18 protein-coding genes are annotated in these 18,846 nt (G+C 51.3%); 12 read left to right on the top strand and 6 right to left on the bottom strand.

Going from position 1 to position 18,846, the window contains the following annotated elements; genetic code table 11:
• Positions 1 to 368: 368 nt before the first annotated feature.
• The 4 genes from H9Q13_RS06120 to H9Q13_RS06105 all read right to left on the bottom strand — a co-directional run bounded on the left by H9Q13_RS06120 (position 369) and on the right by H9Q13_RS06105 (position 3,568).
• Positions 369 to 1,535, bottom strand: coding sequence for an MFS transporter (locus H9Q13_RS06120; RefSeq protein ID WP_191182895.1), 1,167 nt, complete (start codon positions 1,533 to 1,535; stop codon positions 369 to 371).
• A gap of 208 nt (positions 1,536 to 1,743) precedes the next feature.
• Positions 1,744 to 2,247 carry a hypothetical protein gene (locus tag H9Q13_RS06115; RefSeq protein WP_191182894.1) on the bottom strand — a complete coding sequence of 168 codons (504 nt, stop codon included), beginning with the start codon at positions 2,245 to 2,247 and terminating at the stop codon, positions 1,744 to 1,746.
• A 330-nt stretch (positions 2,248 to 2,577) separates the two neighbouring features.
• Positions 2,578 to 3,069: a hypothetical protein gene (locus H9Q13_RS06110; protein WP_191182893.1), complete on the bottom strand. Its 492-nt coding sequence runs from the start codon at positions 3,067 to 3,069 to the stop codon at positions 2,578 to 2,580.
• A gap of 16 nt (positions 3,070 to 3,085) precedes the next feature.
• On the bottom strand, positions 3,086 to 3,568 hold the full coding sequence (locus tag H9Q13_RS06105) for a hypothetical protein (RefSeq protein ID WP_191182892.1): 483 nt from the start codon (positions 3,566 to 3,568) through the stop codon (positions 3,086 to 3,088).
• Between the two features lie 140 nt (positions 3,569 to 3,708).
• On the opposite strand from H9Q13_RS06105, the gene H9Q13_RS06100 reads away from it, so the two are divergent.
• Positions 3,709 to 5,661 (top strand): peptidylprolyl isomerase, encoded by a 1,953-nt coding sequence (locus H9Q13_RS06100; protein ID WP_191182891.1) that lies wholly within the window; start codon positions 3,709 to 3,711, stop codon positions 5,659 to 5,661.
• Between the two features lie 115 nt (positions 5,662 to 5,776).
• Here the strand turns inward: H9Q13_RS06100 and H9Q13_RS06095 are convergent, their stop codons facing one another.
• Together H9Q13_RS06095 and H9Q13_RS06090 are read right to left on the bottom strand one after the other, a co-directional pair.
• Entirely contained in the window at positions 5,777 to 6,436 is a 660-nt protein-coding gene (locus H9Q13_RS06095) for a thioredoxin family protein (protein WP_317173875.1), read from the bottom strand.
• 366 nt (positions 6,437 to 6,802) lie between these two features.
• Entirely contained in the window at positions 6,803 to 7,687 is an 885-nt protein-coding gene (locus tag H9Q13_RS06090; protein ID WP_224744111.1) for a DUF1684 domain-containing protein, read from the bottom strand.
• A 283-nt stretch (positions 7,688 to 7,970) separates the two neighbouring features.
• On the opposite strand from H9Q13_RS06090, the gene H9Q13_RS06085 reads away from it, so the two are divergent.
• The 11 genes from H9Q13_RS06085 (at position 7,971) to H9Q13_RS06035 (ending at position 18,841) form a co-directional block, all read left to right on the top strand.
• A complete protein-coding gene (locus H9Q13_RS06085) occupies positions 7,971 to 8,228 on the top strand; it encodes an autorepressor SdpR family transcription factor (RefSeq protein ID WP_191182889.1) in 258 nt (85 codons plus the stop codon).
• A gap of 1 nt (position 8,229) precedes the next feature.
• A complete protein-coding gene (locus H9Q13_RS06080; RefSeq protein ID WP_191182888.1) occupies positions 8,230 to 8,886 on the top strand; it encodes an SdpI family protein in 657 nt (218 codons plus the stop codon).
• A 64-nt stretch (positions 8,887 to 8,950) separates the two neighbouring features.
• Positions 8,951 to 10,366 carry an alpha/beta hydrolase family protein gene (locus H9Q13_RS06075; protein WP_191182887.1) on the top strand — a complete coding sequence of 472 codons (1,416 nt, stop codon included), beginning with the start codon at positions 8,951 to 8,953 and terminating at the stop codon, positions 10,364 to 10,366.
• Positions 10,367 to 10,423: 57 nt separating this feature from the next.
• On the top strand, positions 10,424 to 11,008 hold the full coding sequence (locus H9Q13_RS06070; RefSeq protein ID WP_191182886.1) for a flavodoxin family protein: 585 nt from the start codon (positions 10,424 to 10,426) through the stop codon (positions 11,006 to 11,008).
• 56 nt (positions 11,009 to 11,064) lie between these two features.
• Positions 11,065 to 11,424 (top strand): nuclear transport factor 2 family protein, encoded by a 360-nt coding sequence (locus H9Q13_RS06065; RefSeq protein ID WP_191182885.1) that lies wholly within the window; start codon positions 11,065 to 11,067, stop codon positions 11,422 to 11,424.
• Between the two features lie 394 nt (positions 11,425 to 11,818).
• Complete coding sequence (locus H9Q13_RS06060) at positions 11,819 to 12,916, top strand: DUF4856 domain-containing protein (RefSeq protein ID WP_191182884.1); 1,098 nt, start codon at positions 11,819 to 11,821, stop codon at positions 12,914 to 12,916.
• A 92-nt stretch (positions 12,917 to 13,008) separates the two neighbouring features.
• Positions 13,009 to 14,127: an imelysin family protein gene (locus H9Q13_RS06055; RefSeq protein WP_191182883.1), complete on the top strand. Its 1,119-nt coding sequence runs from the start codon at positions 13,009 to 13,011 to the stop codon at positions 14,125 to 14,127.
• A gap of 13 nt (positions 14,128 to 14,140) precedes the next feature.
• Entirely contained in the window at positions 14,141 to 15,523 is a 1,383-nt protein-coding gene (locus H9Q13_RS06050) for an HTTM domain-containing protein (protein WP_191182882.1), read from the top strand.
• Position 15,524: 1 nt separating this feature from the next.
• Positions 15,525 to 17,957 carry a TonB-dependent receptor gene (locus tag H9Q13_RS06045; RefSeq protein ID WP_191182881.1) on the top strand — a complete coding sequence of 811 codons (2,433 nt, stop codon included), beginning with the start codon at positions 15,525 to 15,527 and terminating at the stop codon, positions 17,955 to 17,957.
• A 69-nt stretch (positions 17,958 to 18,026) separates the two neighbouring features.
• On the top strand, positions 18,027 to 18,344 hold the full coding sequence (locus H9Q13_RS06040) for a hypothetical protein (protein ID WP_191182880.1): 318 nt from the start codon (positions 18,027 to 18,029) through the stop codon (positions 18,342 to 18,344).
• An 8-nt stretch (positions 18,345 to 18,352) separates the two neighbouring features.
• Entirely contained in the window at positions 18,353 to 18,841 is a 489-nt protein-coding gene (locus H9Q13_RS06035) for a DUF2231 domain-containing protein (RefSeq protein ID WP_191182879.1), read from the top strand.
• The last annotated feature ends 5 nt before the right edge of the window (positions 18,842 to 18,846 follow it).

Below are 18,846 nucleotides of genomic sequence, written 5' to 3'. Positions count from 1 at the left end.
AGATTAAATGAACAAATGGTGCTGGCTGAAGTTTGCGCCAAAAACAGGCTGCTGAAGCCATGCTTCACACCAGGGTTTATACAACAGTAATCTATACGGTATGCTGACAGGGCGTGTATAGGTATAGCATGAATTTATAGCGATGCCTTAGTTGTTTGAGGTGCATGCCTTAGAAAATTCCTCGAGGCCTGAGGCGCTTTCAGTTCGACAGGCATACGCACGCGTCTGGTGACGGAGAACTGTGTTGTTAAACCCTAGTTGGAAGGGTTTAAACGTTTAACCTGCCTGTTCGGGACTTGGTGTTGTTATACCTCTGTGCAATGTAATACCCACTGTTGGGGCCCATTCCGAAGTAGCCTACCTGAATGTTATACCTTATTTTTAACAATGAAAATCAGGTACAAAAACGCCAGTAGCGCACATGCTCCGCCTGTCCAGAAAACAACCGGGAACATACTGGTGTCGTTGGCATAGAGCCAGCCCGAGGCCAGGGCGCCTATGCCTATACCTGCTTCCAGGGCTATATACATTGTAGCCATGGCCCTGCCGCGGTGGGAAGGATGGCTCAGATCGATGGTCCAGGCGAAAACAGTCGGAGAATTCATGCCAACGGCCACCCCGAAAACCGCAGCGGCCAGCAACAACCCGGTTGCAGTGGTGGACCAGCCAATCAGTCCCATTGCCACCACCAACAGGAAGGTGCTTACTTTAAGTACCTGAATACGGCCGTACTTATCGGAAGCCCGGCCAGCCAGAAAACGGATCGCCAGCGAAGAAAGCGTGAAACTGGTAAAGAAAAGTCCTTTGTTCTGTATGCCCAAGTGCTCGCTAAAATCGGGGATGATGGTCAGGATAACGCCATAGGAAACAACCGTGAGCAGCATCACGATGGAGGGATCCAGCACGCGGGGCTCGAATATCTCGCTGCGCGAAATCTTCAGCAGGCCCATCCGGAAACGGTTGGGGTTATCCAATGTCTCGTGCATACGGGCCACCACTGCCACTGACAGGAACGCCGCAGCTGAGGAGGCATAGAACATGGCATCGAGCGAATAGCTATTGGCAATGGCGGCACCCATGGCCGGGCCAGCTGCCATACCCAAGCTTCCGGAAAGTCCCAGCAGTCCGGTGGCCTCGCCCCGCCGCTCCATCGGGATGATATCGGCAACATAAGCGGCAGTGCCCGTAGGCGTAAAGCCGGTGGAGAAGCCATGCACCAGGCGCAGAAGCAGAAAAGCGGCCACCGTCCCTGTGATGGGGTACAGAAATCCACAAAAAATACAAACTGCCCCACCAACCAGCATAACAGGCACACGGCCCACTTTGTCGGCCAGCTGTCCGCTAAAAGGGCGCGAAAGACCTGCAGTCAGCGTGAAAAGCGAAATGATGAGTCCTTTGTATTCGCCACCGCCCAACTTCGTGATGTAGTTCGGCAGCTCCGGAATGATCATGTTGAAACTTGCAAAAAAGAGAAAGGAGCTTAAGCACAGCAATCCAAATTGAAGTCCATACACACGTGTTTTCTGCTCAGCCATAAAATCAATCAAGCTGCAAATTTCAGAAAACAAATGTTGTGATACTAGAACTGTACCTAAAAGCAACCGGTATGTTCGCACAAAAAGGGCAAGTGACAAGCCTGCCTTTCAGATTTGACGCTGGCCACGACAGGCGTTAGGGTTTGAAGCAAAGGTGAAAATAAAGATGCCGACGGCATGAGAAGAGGCTTGCGTTATAACATTTAAGTCAGAATCCGGCGCTGGTGGTAGTGTGGGCATTGAATCGCACCCCGTTCAGCGTTACCCGATGCTCGAGCGCCGCCACCTGTACGCCTGCTGCCACTTGGCTGGCGACATTGTTGCTGTGGATAGCCTTGAGCCTCAGGAGCACCTGCCTGCCACCGTGGAGGTCGAATAACACGTACCTTTCCGACACCTGTATACCTGCTATTTGCCGCCAGCAGATCATCTGATGCTGACTGAAGTGGTGTAACCTGTAACTGATGCTGGCCGGAGTTATGGAAAAATATGCTTCTTTGAGATGAAGGCGGTTAGTACCTAGAGCCACCAGCAGCACACCAGTGAGCAATACTATGAATGCCGCTCCAGCCCAGTACCAGCGAGTTTCATCCCTTATGGCTATGTCATGAAGAAGTGCCGCCAAACCACCGCTCAGCATAAAAAGACCCAGCCAAAGCATTGACTCTTTGATCTCCTTTATTTGCTTGGCCGAATACAGACTAATATACATATCAAGCTCGGTAATGATTCTCCACTTAAATTCATACCTCAGAACTTAAGCTGTCCAATTTAAATACAAATCAGGTATAGCATTGTTGCCTAACCTTACGGCATGCATAACAATGAGTTTAATATAAAAATAAATTAATTAAGTGCAAATTGTTTTTTGTTGTGAATCCAACTAAAGTGATGGTAAAATAGCCGAGACGACTGGTTAACCATACACCGATTTGCAAAGAAAACGCAAGTTTGTACTTAACACGGTTTTGGTGCGGAAGTGAATATCAACTAGGTTTGATTCACTGAGAGACACCTCTTACGGAACGGCCTCCAAGTGTAATCAGTTCACCTGTTGCGCTTTAGGCTTAACCTGGTTCACCTCCACCTGCTGCTGAACGGCGGCCAGCTGTATACTGACACTGACATGGTTAGCGGTTTGGTTACACTGGATATTTCCGAGGCGCATCACTACCTGTTTGCTGTCTTTGAGTTCGAAAACCAAGGTGTGGATGGAAGCCTGTATACTATCGATACTGCTCCAGTAGATCACACGCTCCGGACTATAGAGGTTCAGGCGGTAGCTGATTCGTTCTGGCGTCATGGAGAAATAGGCGTCTTTGAGGTGCAGCTTTCCGGCGCCAACAGCCATAGCCCATGCGGCAGAGGCGATTAACAGGCAGGTGGCCATGACCCAAGCCCAGCGGGGTTGCTCCTGCCATACCATTTCGCTCAGCAAGGCGACCACGCCTCCTAACAGCATAAAGGCACCGCCCCACAGCAGTACCCGTTTAGTCCTTTTAAGCGCCTGGTTCGGATAGAGGTTTACATACATGGCTATGGAATTTCTATTAAATCAACCTATACTCAATGTCTTTGTCGGCTGCTATACCTTCCAGTCTCGACTTTACCTTCTGCCACATCGCTTCTTTATCCACTGACGCCAGTTTTACCTCGTGCCGCTCCCCGTTCTTCAGTTCAAACACAACCACAGCATTATTCAGCTCGATCAGTTCGATCTCTTCCCAGTCAAACTCCTGCTCCCGCTGCATAAACCCCAGCCGATAGCGCACTCCGGTAGCAAGCAGTGTCAGGTGTCGCTGGTATCCGGGGTTGCGGTCGAGCCAGACCGAGCCCAAAAAAAGGGAGAATGGCAGCAGGCTAAACAGGTATAGGAACGTCATGGCAGAGTGCAAGTCCCGGACGGCTATCAGCTGGAAGAGCAGCCAGCCGTGCAGCGCGACCGATAACAAAGCCAGTAAAAGCAAAGCACGCTCGACTCTCGACCTCACGCTATAGAATCTGGAAAACAAGCGTATGCGAACTTCCTGCATAGACTTTTTCTAGTTAAGCATTCAATATAATAAATAATATATACTTATGAAAGCAAGCATTGCTCGAATCTTAAAAATCACGCTGCGCTGCGAGCCATATCCGGGGGTTTTAGTATATTGAAACTTCAATATAGATATACATGAGAAAAAGCTATACCTGCTTGTTAGCCTTAGCCGCTCTGGCCAGCTGCCAACAGCCACCACACCAGAGCCCTCAACCCGCACCACAAGGGCTCAACAAATTTGCTGAAACCACACTGCAGCAACTGTATACCTTGCAGGACGAGCGTAAAACGGCGGAACTGCTTCCCTTCCTGAATCATCCGAAACCGCAGTACAGGCAGGAAGCTGCCATCGCTTTCGCTTCGGTGCAGGACACGCTCGCCATTCCGCAGCTGCTCACTTCGCTTTCGGACACAACAACCAGCATTCGGGTGGCTGTTGCTTACGCCCTGGGTCAGACGGGGCACAAAAAAGCACAGAGCGCCATCATACGGCACCTAAACCAGGAACGGCAACCCCAAGTGCAGGCCGAACTGCTGGAGGCTTTGGGGAAAATAGGCGATGCGACTGCCGTGGCTTTTCTGGCCAATTACAAGGCGCCTCATGAGACCGCCCTAGCGGGCCAGGCCTGGGGACTGTACCGGGCCGGCCTGCGCCAGGTATACAATGCGCAGGGCATCGAAAAGGCAGTGGAATGGCTGACTGCTGGCAATGCCCCTTATGAGGCACGCCTGGCGGCGGCGCACATGTTGGCCCGCACCCCTAAACTGGACCTATCGCCTTACCTGCAGCAGATGACCACAGCCGCCACATCGGATGAATCGGCGGAGGTGCGTATGGCGGTGGCACAGGCTTTCGCCAAAGTGAAGGCTCGCGACAAAGCCCCTGTGCTTTCAGGTATAGCCTTGAGCGACCCCGACTACCGCGTGCGCCTAAGCGCCATACGCGCGATGGCCGGGTTGGAGTTTGAGGAGGTCCAGGAAGCGATCGTGGCTGGGCTGACGGACAAGAACATTAACACGGCTGTAGCTACCGCAGAGTTTCTGCAGGCAAATCCCAGTGGCGTGAATACCTCAACCCTCCAGAAAGCCCTGGAAAAGGTGGAGGACGGACGCGTAAGAGCCGGATTGATCTGGGTGATACTGCGCAACAGTCAGCAAAAAGCCCCACTGAGCAAGCAGTACCAGGAGCTCTACCGGAATAACCAAAATCCTTATGACAAGGCCCACCTTTTAAGAGCCCTTTCTGCCGATTACAACAATTACAAATTTATAGCCGAACAGACTTTTGCCGCCCCTGCGCCGGTTATCGCGACCTATGGAATGGAGGCCCTAACCTCCATGCGTCAGCAGCCGGACTTCCCGAAGGCAATGGAACAAGACTTTGCGGCTATCATTAAACAAGGTATAGCTTCCGGCGATGTGGCTCTGGTAGGACTGGCGGCGGGCGTCATCCGCGATCCCAAGCTCAACTATCGTGACTTGTTTCAGGACTATGCCTTCCTGACCCAGGCGCAGCAGAAACTGGTGCTGCCCCGCGACATGGAAACCAACATCGAACTCCAGAAAACGATTGATTACCTGAGCGGCAAGGAGCAGTCCGCTGCGCCCAAAAACCCGTTTACGCACCCCATCGACTGGAAACTGGTTCAGTCTATCGCACCAGACCAGCAAGTGCTCATCCAGACAGAGAAAGGCGGCATTACGCTACAGCTTTTTGTGGAAGATGCTCCGGGCTCGGTAGCGAACTTTGTGGAACTAACCAGCGGGCAATTCTTCGATGGCCTGTACTTTCACCGGGTTGTGCCCAACTTTGTGGCTCAAGGCGGTGATAAACGCGGCGATGGCTGGGGCAGTTCCGACTATTCTATCCGATCGGAGTTTGCGCCCTTGCACTATCGCGAAGGGTATGTAGGGATGGCCTCCGCCGGAAAGGACACCGAAAGCAACCAGTGGTTTATCACCCATTCCCCTACCCCTCACCTGGACGGGCGCTATACCATCTTCGCCAAAGTGGTGCAAGGTATGGACGTGGTGCACCAGTTGGAGGTAGGCGATAAGATTGTTTCCGTGACAGTACTAAAGAAGTGATGGTGGAAAAATAGCCCGAAGAACTGCCGATGGCTGGCGACTGGTTTGGATGCCTACTACAGGTATAAACGAAAAGAGGCGACCCTCGGGTCGCCTCTTCCATTATCTATATATCTTATAACCGTTCCATCGGTTGTTCTTCCGGGCTTTGGAGTCGGGCCCAGCTGCGTATCAGTTGTTTGAACTCTTGTAGCAGTGTTTTGCTGCGGTCTTTGCCGTACCAACCGTGCAGTTGCTCCACAAACTCTTTATAAGGCACATCCTTTGCTTTCATGTCCAAGAACAGTTGCTGCGCAGGCTCCGGTCGTGGCCCCCAGGTACCGATTTCCTCCAGCGTATCTGCGTCCAGCACGATCAGCTTAGGGATAGAACGGCCCCCGTTGGTGAGGTAAGCATCCATTAATGCCGGGTTCTCGTCACGGAGCAGCAATTTCACATCAATCAATGGAGAGGCTTCGGCTATCTTCACCAGGGCAGGAACACTCTGGGCGGCGTCGCCACACCAGGCTTCCGTCAGAATCACCCAGGTCATTTTATTCTGCACGCTCAGCATCAGGTCTACCAGCTCATTGTCCAGCACGGTGGTTTTCTCTACGCGGCGCATACGCTGTGCATTCATGCGGGTATACTCCACCATCGCCTCCGAGTGGTTAGAACCCGTGGTTTTATTATTGGCCAGCAATGTGTCGATCAGTTCTCTGTATTGGGTATAAGTCATGGCTTTCGCCAGGTGATCTCTCGTGATAATTGAATTAGACATTGTCTCTGTAATCATATGTTTTTTCTCGTTTTAATATTTCCAGAACTATATATAAACAGGTATATGTTTCGAATAGTTCCAACACTTTTTTTTGGTCTCCGCAAAACAACAGCAACTTATTTTACACGGTTATCCAGGTATAGGTTCGCGTTGACTGTCACACTCTTTGCGGATGTTGTCAACGTTCCCTATACATTTCCGCCCGGTCACTTTGCTGTAATTTACAACTGTATACGCGCCAGTGAACTGTGGCAAATTACCGCTAATGGATGTGACGGGCAGCATAAGCCATCCCTACGCGAAGGGGCCAAACGGGCAGTAACACCACGCCCCTGATCCGCATAGCATAAGGAAGCTGGTCAGCTATCAAACAAGTCTAGATCAATACTCTCCGTAAGACTTCTCGCCTGCTTCAATGCTAAGGGACAGGAAGTTCTGCCGCGGGGGCAGTGGACAGGTTGCGTAGGAAACGAAGTCGCAGGGCGGGTTGGTGGCTTTATTGAAATCCAGCACCGTGATGCCATCCGGGCCGGGTTTGTCGGTGTAGAGGTAGCGCCCGGCTCCGTAGGTTTCCACGCCATTGGTTTTGTCTGCAAAGATGATGAACAGCTGGTCCCCATCCAGCAAAGCGTCCAGCCGGTGCTGCTTCCCGTCTTGCGTGAACACCAGTGTGCCCGGCGAGTCCTGCATAGACGTTTGCCCGACAATGTTCGTGATGGCGATTTTACGGGGGGTGGCGTGCTGCTCGAACTTCGCCTCAATTCGCCACTTGGCGTCAACAGGGTAGCGTTTTATACCTTTGAAGTGGATCAGGGCATCGTTTTGCAGGTCGCGAAGGCGTATACCGTACTTATCGCCACGCCTGATGACAAACCAGGTGAGCGGACCATGGGCAAGCTCGGGCACGGTGTCCAGGTCAGGCGCGTACATGAGGACCTGCTGCACCCGTTTTCCATTAACGTGGATGTCTACTCCGGCCGCGAATTTGGCTTTTACTTTATCTCCTCTGAGTGTGATAACCCCTGCCCTTTCAGGAATTTTGCCTGACGGAAACTCCAGGTCGTTGCCTTTTCCGCTCCCAAACGTGTTGTCACCTTCGTCGAGCCAGTAGAGCCCGGCCAGGGTAAGCCAGCCGTTAGCCGATTTTAGCTCAGCCTCCCGCTCCCGGTGCCATTGGTCTATACTTTCCTCATAAGCCAGTTCCTGGCTTTCGGAGGTAACGGCATCTTGTCGCTGTTGGCTGCAGCTTGTTATTAAGATAAGCAATAATGCCGGGAGGAAAACTAAACTTGAAAGTGAGTGAAATCTGAACACGCTTGTACCTTTAATAATATTCGGGAGTACTAATATAATAAAAATTATCCATAAATATGGATATAAACTTTACTTTTTTGCATAATACAGAGCGTTAACACATTAGATCACATCCCTGGTCAAAGGTAGGCATTTCGTGAAACAGCCGTCATCAACCTAAACTAAAGATTTGTTAACCCGTTTGGTTGCATTTCAGTATAATATTTAGACATTTGTCTAAATACCTAACAAAACAGTGAACAAAGTTTTCAAAGCCCTCAACGACCCTACCCGCAGAGAAATTCTTCATCTGCTGAAGGAGAAGGACCTGACCGCCGGTGACATTGCAGAGGCTTTTCATATAACCAAGCCTAGCATCTCGCACCACCTCGACATCCTGAGCCAGGCCGAGCTGGTGACGTCTGAAAAAAAGGGGCAGTTTGTGATTTACTCCCTCAACACCACCGTGCTGGATGACATCATGAAATGGATTATCAATTTAAGAGCTGACTAAGATGAAACCAACTAATCGAACAAAAGAACTCATCCTCTGGGGGATTGTGCTGGTGCCATTGGTATACCTGGCCTTTGTGTGGAGCGACCTGCCAGAGCGCGTTCCGGTGCATTTTAACCTAAAAGGCGAGGCAGACGGTTGGGCCGACAAACCAATGCTGATTTTCATTGTTATAGGCACTACGGCATTGCTCAATATCATCCTGCTGGTGGTGCCGCACATCGACCCGAAGCGCAAACTGGAGTACATGGGCAGTAAATACCACCAACTACGATTCATCCTGGTCTTTTTCATGGCGGCGATCTCCAGCTTCATCATCTACAATGCCCTGCACCCGGAGGCCTTTACGCCCAATATCCTGTTCCTCCTGATTGGGGGCTTGATCATTGCGTTGGGTAATTACTTTCAGGCCGTCAAGCCCAATTACTTTATCGGCATCCGTACTCCCTGGACGCTGGAGAGCGAGCAGGTATGGCGCAAAACCCACCGACTCGGCGGCATTCTCTGGATCATAGGCGGCATTCTACTCATGCTGCTGGCTGTGCTTCCATTATCCGAGGTGCAGCACATCATCTTTGTGGCCATTATGGCGCTCGTCGTGCTCATCCCGGTTGCCTATTCTTTTGTGGCGTACCGCAAAGAGCAACGATTAGGATAAATCTTGCTTCTTCGGCTGTAAGTAACTCAACAGGTATAACCCTAACTCAAAATCAATTCTCACCATGAACAGACTTCTTCTCCTCCTTCTGCTTCTTAGTGCTCCTTTAGTAGCCCTGGCCCAACAACCTGTCCAGCCTGAGCAAGTGACCGGCACCTGGAACGGAGCTCTCAGCGTCAGCGGCATGAGACTCCCGCTGGTTTTACATATCAGCATGAGTGAAAACGGCTCCCTCGTTGCCACTATGGACAGCCCGCAACAGGGCGCCAAAGGCATTCCGGTGCAGGAGGTAAAACTATCGCAAGACAGCCTATACCTGAACATTCGTGCCATAGGTGGAATATACGCCGGCAAACTGGTTGGCCCGGAAACTATAAATGGTTACTGGAAACAGAATGGACAGACTTTTCCGATGCAAATCAAGAAAGGAGCTGTAGAGATTGTTCGTAAGCCGCAGGAGCCTGTGAGGCCATATCCTTACCAGGAGCAGGAAGTGACCGTGGCGAATAAAGCGGCAGGTATAACACTTGCCGGCACCCTGACGCTGCCACAGGGCAAAGGCCCGCACCCCGCCGTGATCCTTTTCACCGGCTCCGGGCAGCAAGATCGTGACATGAGCGTACTGGGGCATAAACCTTTTCTGGTATTGGCCGACCACCTCACCCGCCAGGGTTTTGCCGTGCTCCGCTTAGATGACCGTGGAGTGGGCAAATCAGGAGGCAATGCTGTCACGGCAACTACACAGGATTTTGCATTGGACGCACAGGTAGCCTATACCTTCCTGAAAGACAGAAAAGAAATCAACCCGAAAAAGATCGGACTCCTGGGCCTGAGCGAAGGTGCGCTGATAGCCTCTAAAGTAGCTGCCGCTAATAAAGAGGTGGCCTTCGTTGTGCTGATGGCTGGGAACGGCGTGCGCGGGGCCGAGCTATTGGTGTCGCAAAACGAGGCCCTTTACAAAGCCTCTGGCATACCTGATGCACCTTTGCAGCAACTACTCAAGCTGCGCCGTGCCCAGTTTGAGGTTGCCGCTACCGAGGCAGATATAGCCGAGGCCGCTAAGAAAATCATGACCTTGGAGCAGGATGCAAAAATTAACATGACTGAAGAGGTAAAGCAGCTTTTGGGACTGACAGCAGAAAGCGAGAAAGCATTGGTGACCCAGCTCAGCATGCCGTGGATGCGCTACTTCCTGGCCTACGATCCGGCCCCTACCCTACGTCAACTGCGTATGCCCGTGCTCGCCCTCAACGGCAGCAAAGACCTGCAAGTGCCTGCCGCAACCAACCTGGCCGCTACCGAGAAAGCCCTGAAAACAGGCGGCAACAAACGCTATACCGTAAAAGAACTGCAGGGCCTCAACCACCTCTTCCAGACTGCCGTCACCGGCCTCCATACCGAGTATGGCTCTATTGAGGAGACGATGGCACCGGTGGCAATGGAGACGATCAGTGCATGGATGAAAGAGGTGGTGAAGTGACAGGTATAGCGATTAGAAACTAACCAACTCTAATCCAGCAATTGGAGTAGATAGATTATGAAAGCAATCATACTCCTCGGTACACTCAAAAAAGAAGGCTTGTCCAACACGGAGGTTCTCTCCGAATTTCTGGCGGGCTATTTCAAAAAACAGAACATCGACTCCATCATCATCAAACTGGTGGAGCATAACATCCTGGCAGGCACTTATAGCGATATGGGCACGGGTGATGACTGGCCCGGCATTCTCAAACAGATCCTCAGTTCCGATATCATTATCTTCGCTACGCCCATTTGGTGGAACAACCAGTCATCGGAAATTCAGCGGGTGATCGAGCGCCTTGACGAATTGCATGACGAGATTCTAGAAGGCAAGAGATCCAGGTTAGAGGGCAAGGTGGGTGGCATCGTGATCACGGGTGACTCGGACGGTGCACAGCATATTATTGCCAATGTCAGCAACTTTTACAACGCCGTGGGCATGGTGCTGCCGCCATATGCCTCGCTTTCGGTGCTTTGGGAAAAGCAGGCCAAAGATCAGAAACCTACCCGCGAGGAACTCCTCAAAAAATACCAGGACGACTATGCCAGCACCGCAGAAAACATGGTAAAGCAGCTGATGAAATATGTGCAGCAAACCTAAGGTATAACCTGAAGCCCTTTTCCTATACAGGCATATCTTTTTTATTTACACTGAATATGCGACCAAAAGAACTGACACAGCAATGGGTAGCACTTTTTAATCAAGGTAATGCCGAAGCGCTGGCCGAGCTATACCATGATGACGCCATAAATCATCAGGTGGCTAATGAGCCAGTGGTGGGCAAGGCAGCGATAAAGGAGATGTTTGCCCAGGAATTTGCGACTGCCGACATGACCTGTATCGTGGAGCACTTGTTTGAGGATGGTGACTGGGCGATACTGGAGTGGAAAGACCCGTTGGGGCTGAGAGGTTGTGGCTTCTTCCATGTGCTGGATGATAAAATAAAGCTGCAACGCGGGTATTGGGATAAGTTGTCTTTCCTGCGCATGCACGGCCTTCCACTTCCTATCGCATAGTGCAGATACTCCTACTCTAGCAACCCAACCCTGTATGCATTGGCCTCCCGGATCAGGTATAAAAATTGAAATTATGGTAGATTAACTAAACTCAGGTATAGAAAGCATCTTTTAAGCACCCTCACAAACTACCTCAACTGGGCCTCATTGCCTGCCTTGGCAGTGAGGCATTCACTTATTCAGGTATAGGAATTCAGGTGCATATAGCTCTTTGCTTTTTTACCCTTCAGGAATCAGACCTCCTTAAAAACACACAAATTATTAAAAATCAAGGTATTATAAATAAATCAATTTACTTATTTAAAATTATTCTAAATAATACTTGCCACGTTAAGCCCGCTCTATTAGTTTTGCAGCATATTTATAATCAGTCTAAATAAACATACTTGATATTATGCTTCACAATCTAAGCTCAAAGACACTTGCGATAGCTGGTTTAGCGGCTTGCTCCCTTTTCTCATCCTGTTCTAAGGACAAAGATGATTCCCCATCTTACACTGTTCCACAGACATACAACTTTGAAAACGTAAATTACTCTGGTCAGACAGATCGCATGAGCATGCTGTCAGAGCTTGACGCCTACGTGAAGACGGGCAACACCGGGGCACTGCTTCAAGCCGATAAGATGAAAAACATGTATGCCAACGTGAACGCCCCCTTCTCAGAGGCAAGGTTGAACACTTCGGGCAAGCAGCTAAAAGATAAGACGATTGTTTCCGCCCAGTCTTTGTTTGAGAGCTACTTCGATGCAGCCGCCAACGCCAGCCTATCTGCCGGAACTCCCGCCCTGAAGGGCAAAGCCGGTCTGTTGACCACTGCTGAGGGCACCAAATACCTGGTGGACGCCAACGGGGTAGAGCCAGCACAGATCATCCAGAAAGGCCTGATGGGCGCGGTGTTCTATTTCCAGGCGGTAGAGTCTTACCTGACTGAAGCCAAAATAGGCGCTGCTGTAGATAACTCTACTGTAACTACCGGTGAAGGCACCAAAATGGAGCATCACTTTGATGAAGCTTTCGGTTACTTTGGCGCTCCCGTGGACTTCCCTACTAACCTGACCAATCTTAAATTCTGGGCCAACTACAGCAACAAAGTCAACCCAAGCCTGGGCAGTAACAAAGCCCTGATGGACGCTTTCCTAAAAGGACGTGCCGCCATTTCTGCGAAGGATATGAAAGGCAAGGATGAGGCCGTGGCCACTATCCGTGCCGAGTGGGAAAAACTGGTTGCTGCTTCTGCTATTCTAGAGTTGAACCTAGCCAAAACCCATATAGCCGACCAGGCCAAAAAAAGCCATTACCTGTCAGAGGCCATGGGCTTTATTGTGAGCCTGAAGTTTAAATCTGACCGTAAGATCACTGACGCCAAGCACCAGGAGGCTATCGCCAAGCTCGGCAACAACTTCTACGACACCACAGCCGCTGATATAAACGCTGCGATCGACATCATTAGCGCAGCCTACGGTATGGACAGCATCAAGTCTCAGTTATAATACATGGACTGCCGCAACGCATATAACCATTAAATCTGACAGCAGCCACGGCATTTTTTATGTCTTGGCTGCTGTTTTTCAGCTTAATTACGATGACAGCACTAAAAAACTATACCTACGCCGCCGCCCTGGCTTGTCTGGGAGCACTAGCTGGCTGTGGCTCAAGCGAAGGAGAATCCGGCCCTAAAACGGAGTATGATCGCCAGGCCATGCTTACAAACTATGCCGATAACCTGATCATTCCAGGATATCAGAAATTTAAGACAGAGGCTGGCGAGATGGCTTCCGCCGTTACAGCGTTCACGGCCAGCCCAAGCACCACGACACTCACCAATGCCCGCAAAGAGTACCAGGAAGCATACCTGGCCTGGCAGGATGTGAGCGCCTATGGATTCGGACCGGCCGATGAGCAGTTGTTGCGCAGTAACCTGAACATCTACCCAACTACCACCAGCCAGGTGGAGAACAACATCAGCAGCGGCAACTACAACCTGCAGACCACCGCCAACCTGTCTGCCAAGGGGTTTCCGGCACTGGACTACCTGCTGTATGGTCAGGCAAGCGATGCCGCCACGGTAGACCGATTTACCACTGCTGCCAACGCCGCCAACCGCAGAAAGTACCTGCAGGACATCACCAACCTGATCAAGGACGCGGCAGAGGCCACGCATACCGCCTGGACAACAGGAAACACCGCCAAAAACTTCAAAGAAACTGGAGGAACGGCCGTGGGCAGCTCCATCGGTAACTTAGTGAACCAGTTTAACTTTGAGGTAGACCTGACAAAACGTGCGAAGGTGGGCATTCCATCGGGTAGGTTCTCGGCCAACACGCCGGTGCCGGACAGAGTGGAGGCTTACTACAGCCAAAACTCACTTGCTCTGCTGGAGCGCAACCTCAAAGCGCTGAAAGCAACTTTTATGGGGCAGTCAGCCGCAGGTGCCAATGGCCCGGGACTGGATGACTACCTGGACCATGTAGACGCCAAGTATGGCGACAAAAATCTGTCAACGGCCATTATCCAGCAGTTTGATGCCGCCCTTGCGGCAGTAGCTGCTGTTCCGGTCCCGCTCTCACAGGCTGTCACCAGCAGCCCGCAGGCCGTTACTAAGGTATATGACGAACTGCAAAAGCTGATCGTGCTGGTTAAAACCGATATGCCTGCCGCCTTGGGCGTGACCATTACATACACAGACAACGACGGAGACTAGTTAACAACCTGGTATGCTTCAAAACCTGAAAGCACAGCTTACAGCCCCGGTTTCTGCCGCTCCGTTGGCAGTTTTCCGCATTATCTTTGGAGGGATGATGCTGGGCAGCATTGTACGCTTTGTGGCGAAAGGGTGGGTGCACGAACTTTATGTAGCGCCTAAAGTATACTTTCCTTTTTATGGATTTGAATGGGTAAAGCCATTGGGCGAAACAGGCATGTATGTGCTGTTTGGCCTGATGGCTTTTTCAGCCTTGGGTATTCTGCTGGGGCTCTTTTACCGCTGGTCAGCTGTCATTTTCTTTCTCAGCTTTACCTATGTCGAGCTCATCGACAAAACCAATTACCTGAACCACTACTACTTCGTGAGCGTGGTGGCGCTACTGATGGTACTCGTGCCGGCGCACCGCCATTTTTCCCTCGATGTGCTGCGCAGGCCACAACTATGGGTGAGCCAGGTGCCACGCTGGACCGTGCTGATCTTTCAGATGCAGCTGGGACTCGTTTACTTTTATGCCGGCGTGGCCAAGCTGAACCCTGACTGGCTGTTTGAGGCGATGCCACTGCGCCACTGGTTACCTGCCCATGCGCATCTTCCCCTGATCGGCCCTCTGTTCGACGAGGTATGGGTGGCGTTCCTGTTTTGCTGGTTCGGTGCCTTTTACGATCTCACCATTCCTTTCTTCTTGAGTTGGCGCAAAAGCCGTCTGCTGGCTTACTTCACGGTGGTGGTGTTTCACGTGCTCACCGCGGTGCTTTTCCAGATCGGCATGTTCCCTTACATCATGATGCTAAGCACGCTAATCTTCTTCTCCGCTGGCTTCCACGAGAAGATACTCAAAATACTTCGGGGCATAGCTAAGGTAAAGCCGTCGGAAACCACGATATTTGCACCCGTTTCCAGACCGGCACAAGGTATACTGCTCGGCCTGCTTGCGCTGCACTTTCTTGTGCAGGTGGTGGTGCCGTGGCGCTTTTTGCTATACCCCGACAAGTTGTTCTGGACGGAGCAGGGTTACCGCTTTTCGTGGCGTGTGATGCTGATGGAGAAAGCCGGGACAGCTTTTTTCTATGTGCGCGACCCGGAAACTGGTCAGGAGACAGAGATTCATAATCTGGATTACCTGACCGTGAACCAGGAGAAGATGATGGCTACGCAGCCCGACATGCTGCTGCAATTTGCCCACATTCTCCGCGATGATTTCAAGGCCAAAGGTATAGCGGACCCCGAGGTACGCGCCGAGGCTTATGTTACCATGAACGGCCGTGGCAGCCGCCTGCTGATTGATCCGAATTTCAATCTGGCAGCGGCAACGGATAATTTCCGCCACAAGCACTGGATTTTACCTTTTGAACAAAACGCACTGCAGCCAAAAACTGTGGGGCAGCTGAAATAAAATGCGCATTAAGCTCTCTATATTATTCCTCTTAGGCAGCCTGCAACTCACGTTTGCACAGACCTTTACTATTTCCGGCTCAGTAACCAATGCTGGCACCAAAGAAGCAGCCCCTGCGGCTGAAGTGCTGCTGGTAAACAATGGCAGCATTACGAAAGCCGATGCCAAAGGTATATTCTTCATTAAAAACCTTTCGCCCGGCACCTATACCCTTACCGCCTACAGCATTGGGTTGGGCAGCCAGACGCAGCAAGTCACTGTCAGCGACGCTCACGTTTCTGTCCGCTTTGAGCTAAAGCCGTTGGAAGGCAGCCTGCGGGAAGTTAACGTGAAGGGGGAACGCGAGAAGACCTTCGGCATTACCCGCCTGAACTCAGTGGAGGGAACAGCTATCTATGAGGGTAAAAAGAGCGAAGTGGTGGTATTGGACGACATCACCGCCAACAAAGCCACCAACAACAGCCGCCAGGTGTTTGCCAAAGTGGCTGGCCTCAACATCTGGGAGAGCGACGGCGCCGGCCTGCAACTAGGTATAGGCGGGCGTGGCCTGAGCCCGAACCGCACTTCCAACTTCAACACCCGCCAGAACGGCTATGATATCTCAGCTGACGCTCTGGGCTATCCCGAAAGTTATTATACCCCACCAACCGAGGCATTGGACCGCATCGAAGTGGTGCGCGGCGCGGCATCGCTGCAGTACGGTACCCAGTTTGGCGGGATGATCAACTTTGTGATGAAAGAAGGGCCCGAAGACAAACCTTTTGAATTGACAAGCCGCCAGACGGTAGGCTCCTGGGGTTTCCTGAACACCTATAACAGCATTGGCGGGGCCAAGGGCAAAGTGCATTACTATGGTTTCTACCAGTACAAGCGCGGCGACGGCTGGCGCGAGAACTCGGGCTTTGACGCCCATACCGCCTTCGGCTCTGTACATTACAAGCCTAACAACAGACTGGAACTGGGGTTCAACTATACCTACATGGACTACCTGGCACAGCAGCCGGGCGGCCTGACAGACGCGGCCTTCAACCAGAATGCGCGCCAGTCGGTACGAGACCGCAACTGGTTTAAGGTTAACTGGAACCTGCTGGCCCTGACCATGGACTACCGCATAAGTGAGCGCACCAAGATCAACGTGCGCAACTTTGGACTACTGGCCCAGCGCGATGCCTTAGGCTATATGGGTAAGATCAATCGACTGGACGACACAACACAGCCACGTCTTCTGCTGCAGGATCAGTTTAACAACTTCGGCAACGAAACGCGGCTGATTCACCGCTATGACCTGGGCAAGACCTTCTCAACCTTGTTGGTTGGTGCCCGCTACTACCGTGGCTTTACCGACCAGCAGCAGGGTGATGGCTCCGCTGGTTCAGACGCTGACTTCCGATTTTATTCGGAGACAGGAGCTCCCAACGCCTCCAACTACGATTACCTGAGCCGCAATGCTGCCCTGTTTGCAGAGAACATTTTCAACATCACCCCGAAATTCAGCATAACGCCAGGTATACGTTACGAGTGGATCAACACCAATGCCGAAGGAAGCTATCGCGATGTAAAAACGGACCAGGCGGGCAATATTATCTATGACAATGTAGTGCCGGAAGACCGCAGTAATACGCGCAACGTGTTTCTGATGGGTCTCGGACTAAGCTACAAACCTTCTGAGCAAATGGAGGTATATGGAAATTTGTCCCAAAACTACCGGGCTATCAACTTCAACGACATGCGGGTGATCAATCCGAACCAGCTCGTAGACCAGGAATTGCAGGACGAAACTGGTTTCAACGTCGACTTAGGGTTTAGGGGCAACATCAGCGGCCTTTTGAATTATGACGCGAGTCTCTTTTACCTTGCTTATGATAACCGGATTGGTATCAGAAACAAAGTGATCAACAATCAAATTTATCTCCTACGCACCAACAAAGACTTCTCCAGAAATGTTGGTCTGGAAACCTTCATCGAAGCAGACCTGCTGAAGCTATACCTAGGCAAAGAGCATCCTTCCAGCCTCTCGGCTTTCTCAAACATTACGTTGGTGAACACCAAGTATGTAAGCGATGATAAAGCCATTGATGGGAATCAAGTAGAGTTGGCTCCAGCACTTATTGCCAAAACCGGTCTTTCGTTTAAGCGCAACAATTTCAAGTTGTCCTACCAGTATGCCTATACCTCGAGCCAATACACTGACGCGGATAACACAGGCGAGAAGCAGGGCCAAATGGATGTAACAGCTGTAGTCGGCAAAATACCTGCCTATTGGGTGATGGACCTCTCGGGCAGCTATACCTATAAGCGTTTCACGCTGGAGTCTGGTGTTAACAACCTGACAGACAACCGCTACTTCACGCGCCGCGCCACAGGTTACCCAGGGCCGGGCATTATCCCTTCGGATGCACGCAACTACTACGTCACCCTGCAATTTCAGCTATAAATGTAGGTATAGACAGCCGGGCTTTTATATTTTCGACTATATTTGATTAACCTTAAAACAGAAAAAATTATGAACATCAAAAAAATGATCCTGCCCGCACTCGTGGCGGTTGCGCCTTTCTTCTATGGTTGCGAAGAGAAAACGGATGTAGTAGAATCTGGCACTTACCAGGGCGTAGTACACGAAGTAGAAGCGGACAAAACTGAGATCTACGTGAAGACGGATGACGACAAAATGCTGGAGCTGTACTTCACAGAAAACACGACCCTGACGCATGGTGGGGAAACAGCGCCATTCGAGCACCTGAAAGAAGGTAGCCGGGTTGAAGTGCAGGTAGAGAAAGTAGGCAATAGACTAGACCCTATTGCTGTTAAAATACTGGAATAGCCTTTAGCATGGAACCAACCTTCTGGCGAACGGAAATCTGGCACCCGCTCACCCTGCACTTCCCGATAGCGCTGTTGCTTTTTGCCACGGTAGCCAAAGTGGTCGCAGCCGTGATAAAAGGTGAGCAGCAGCTTTTCTGGCAGAAGGTTGGTTCTTTATTACTTTTTGTGGGGGGCGTCACTGTCTGGATCGCCGTCTATACTGGCGATATGGCCGAGGGTATCGTGGCCCGCAAAATCTGCGACCCAACCCTGCTTAAACGCCATGAATCGGCTTCCCTTAACCTGGCTTGGCTCTTTACGGCGGCTGTGGCCTTGCAACTGCTCCTCTCCCTCCACATCGTCAGGGTATACCTACGGGCACTCCGCCTGCTCACCCTCCTGCTCATGCTGCTCGGCTCCGCTTACCTGATTTACGCCAGCCACCTGGGTGCGCAGGTTGTTTACGAACAGGCCGGCGGTGTAAACGTGCCAGCCTCCGATTGCGCCGGATACTAACCTCC

Source organism: Pontibacter aquaedesilientis (assembly GCF_014773225.1).
GTDB classification, from domain to species: Bacteria; Bacteroidota; Bacteroidia; order Cytophagales; family Hymenobacteraceae; genus Pontibacter; species Pontibacter aquaedesilientis.
The sequence above is the reverse complement of the archived record's forward strand: the minus strand, read 5'-3'. Positions and strand labels throughout refer to the sequence as shown.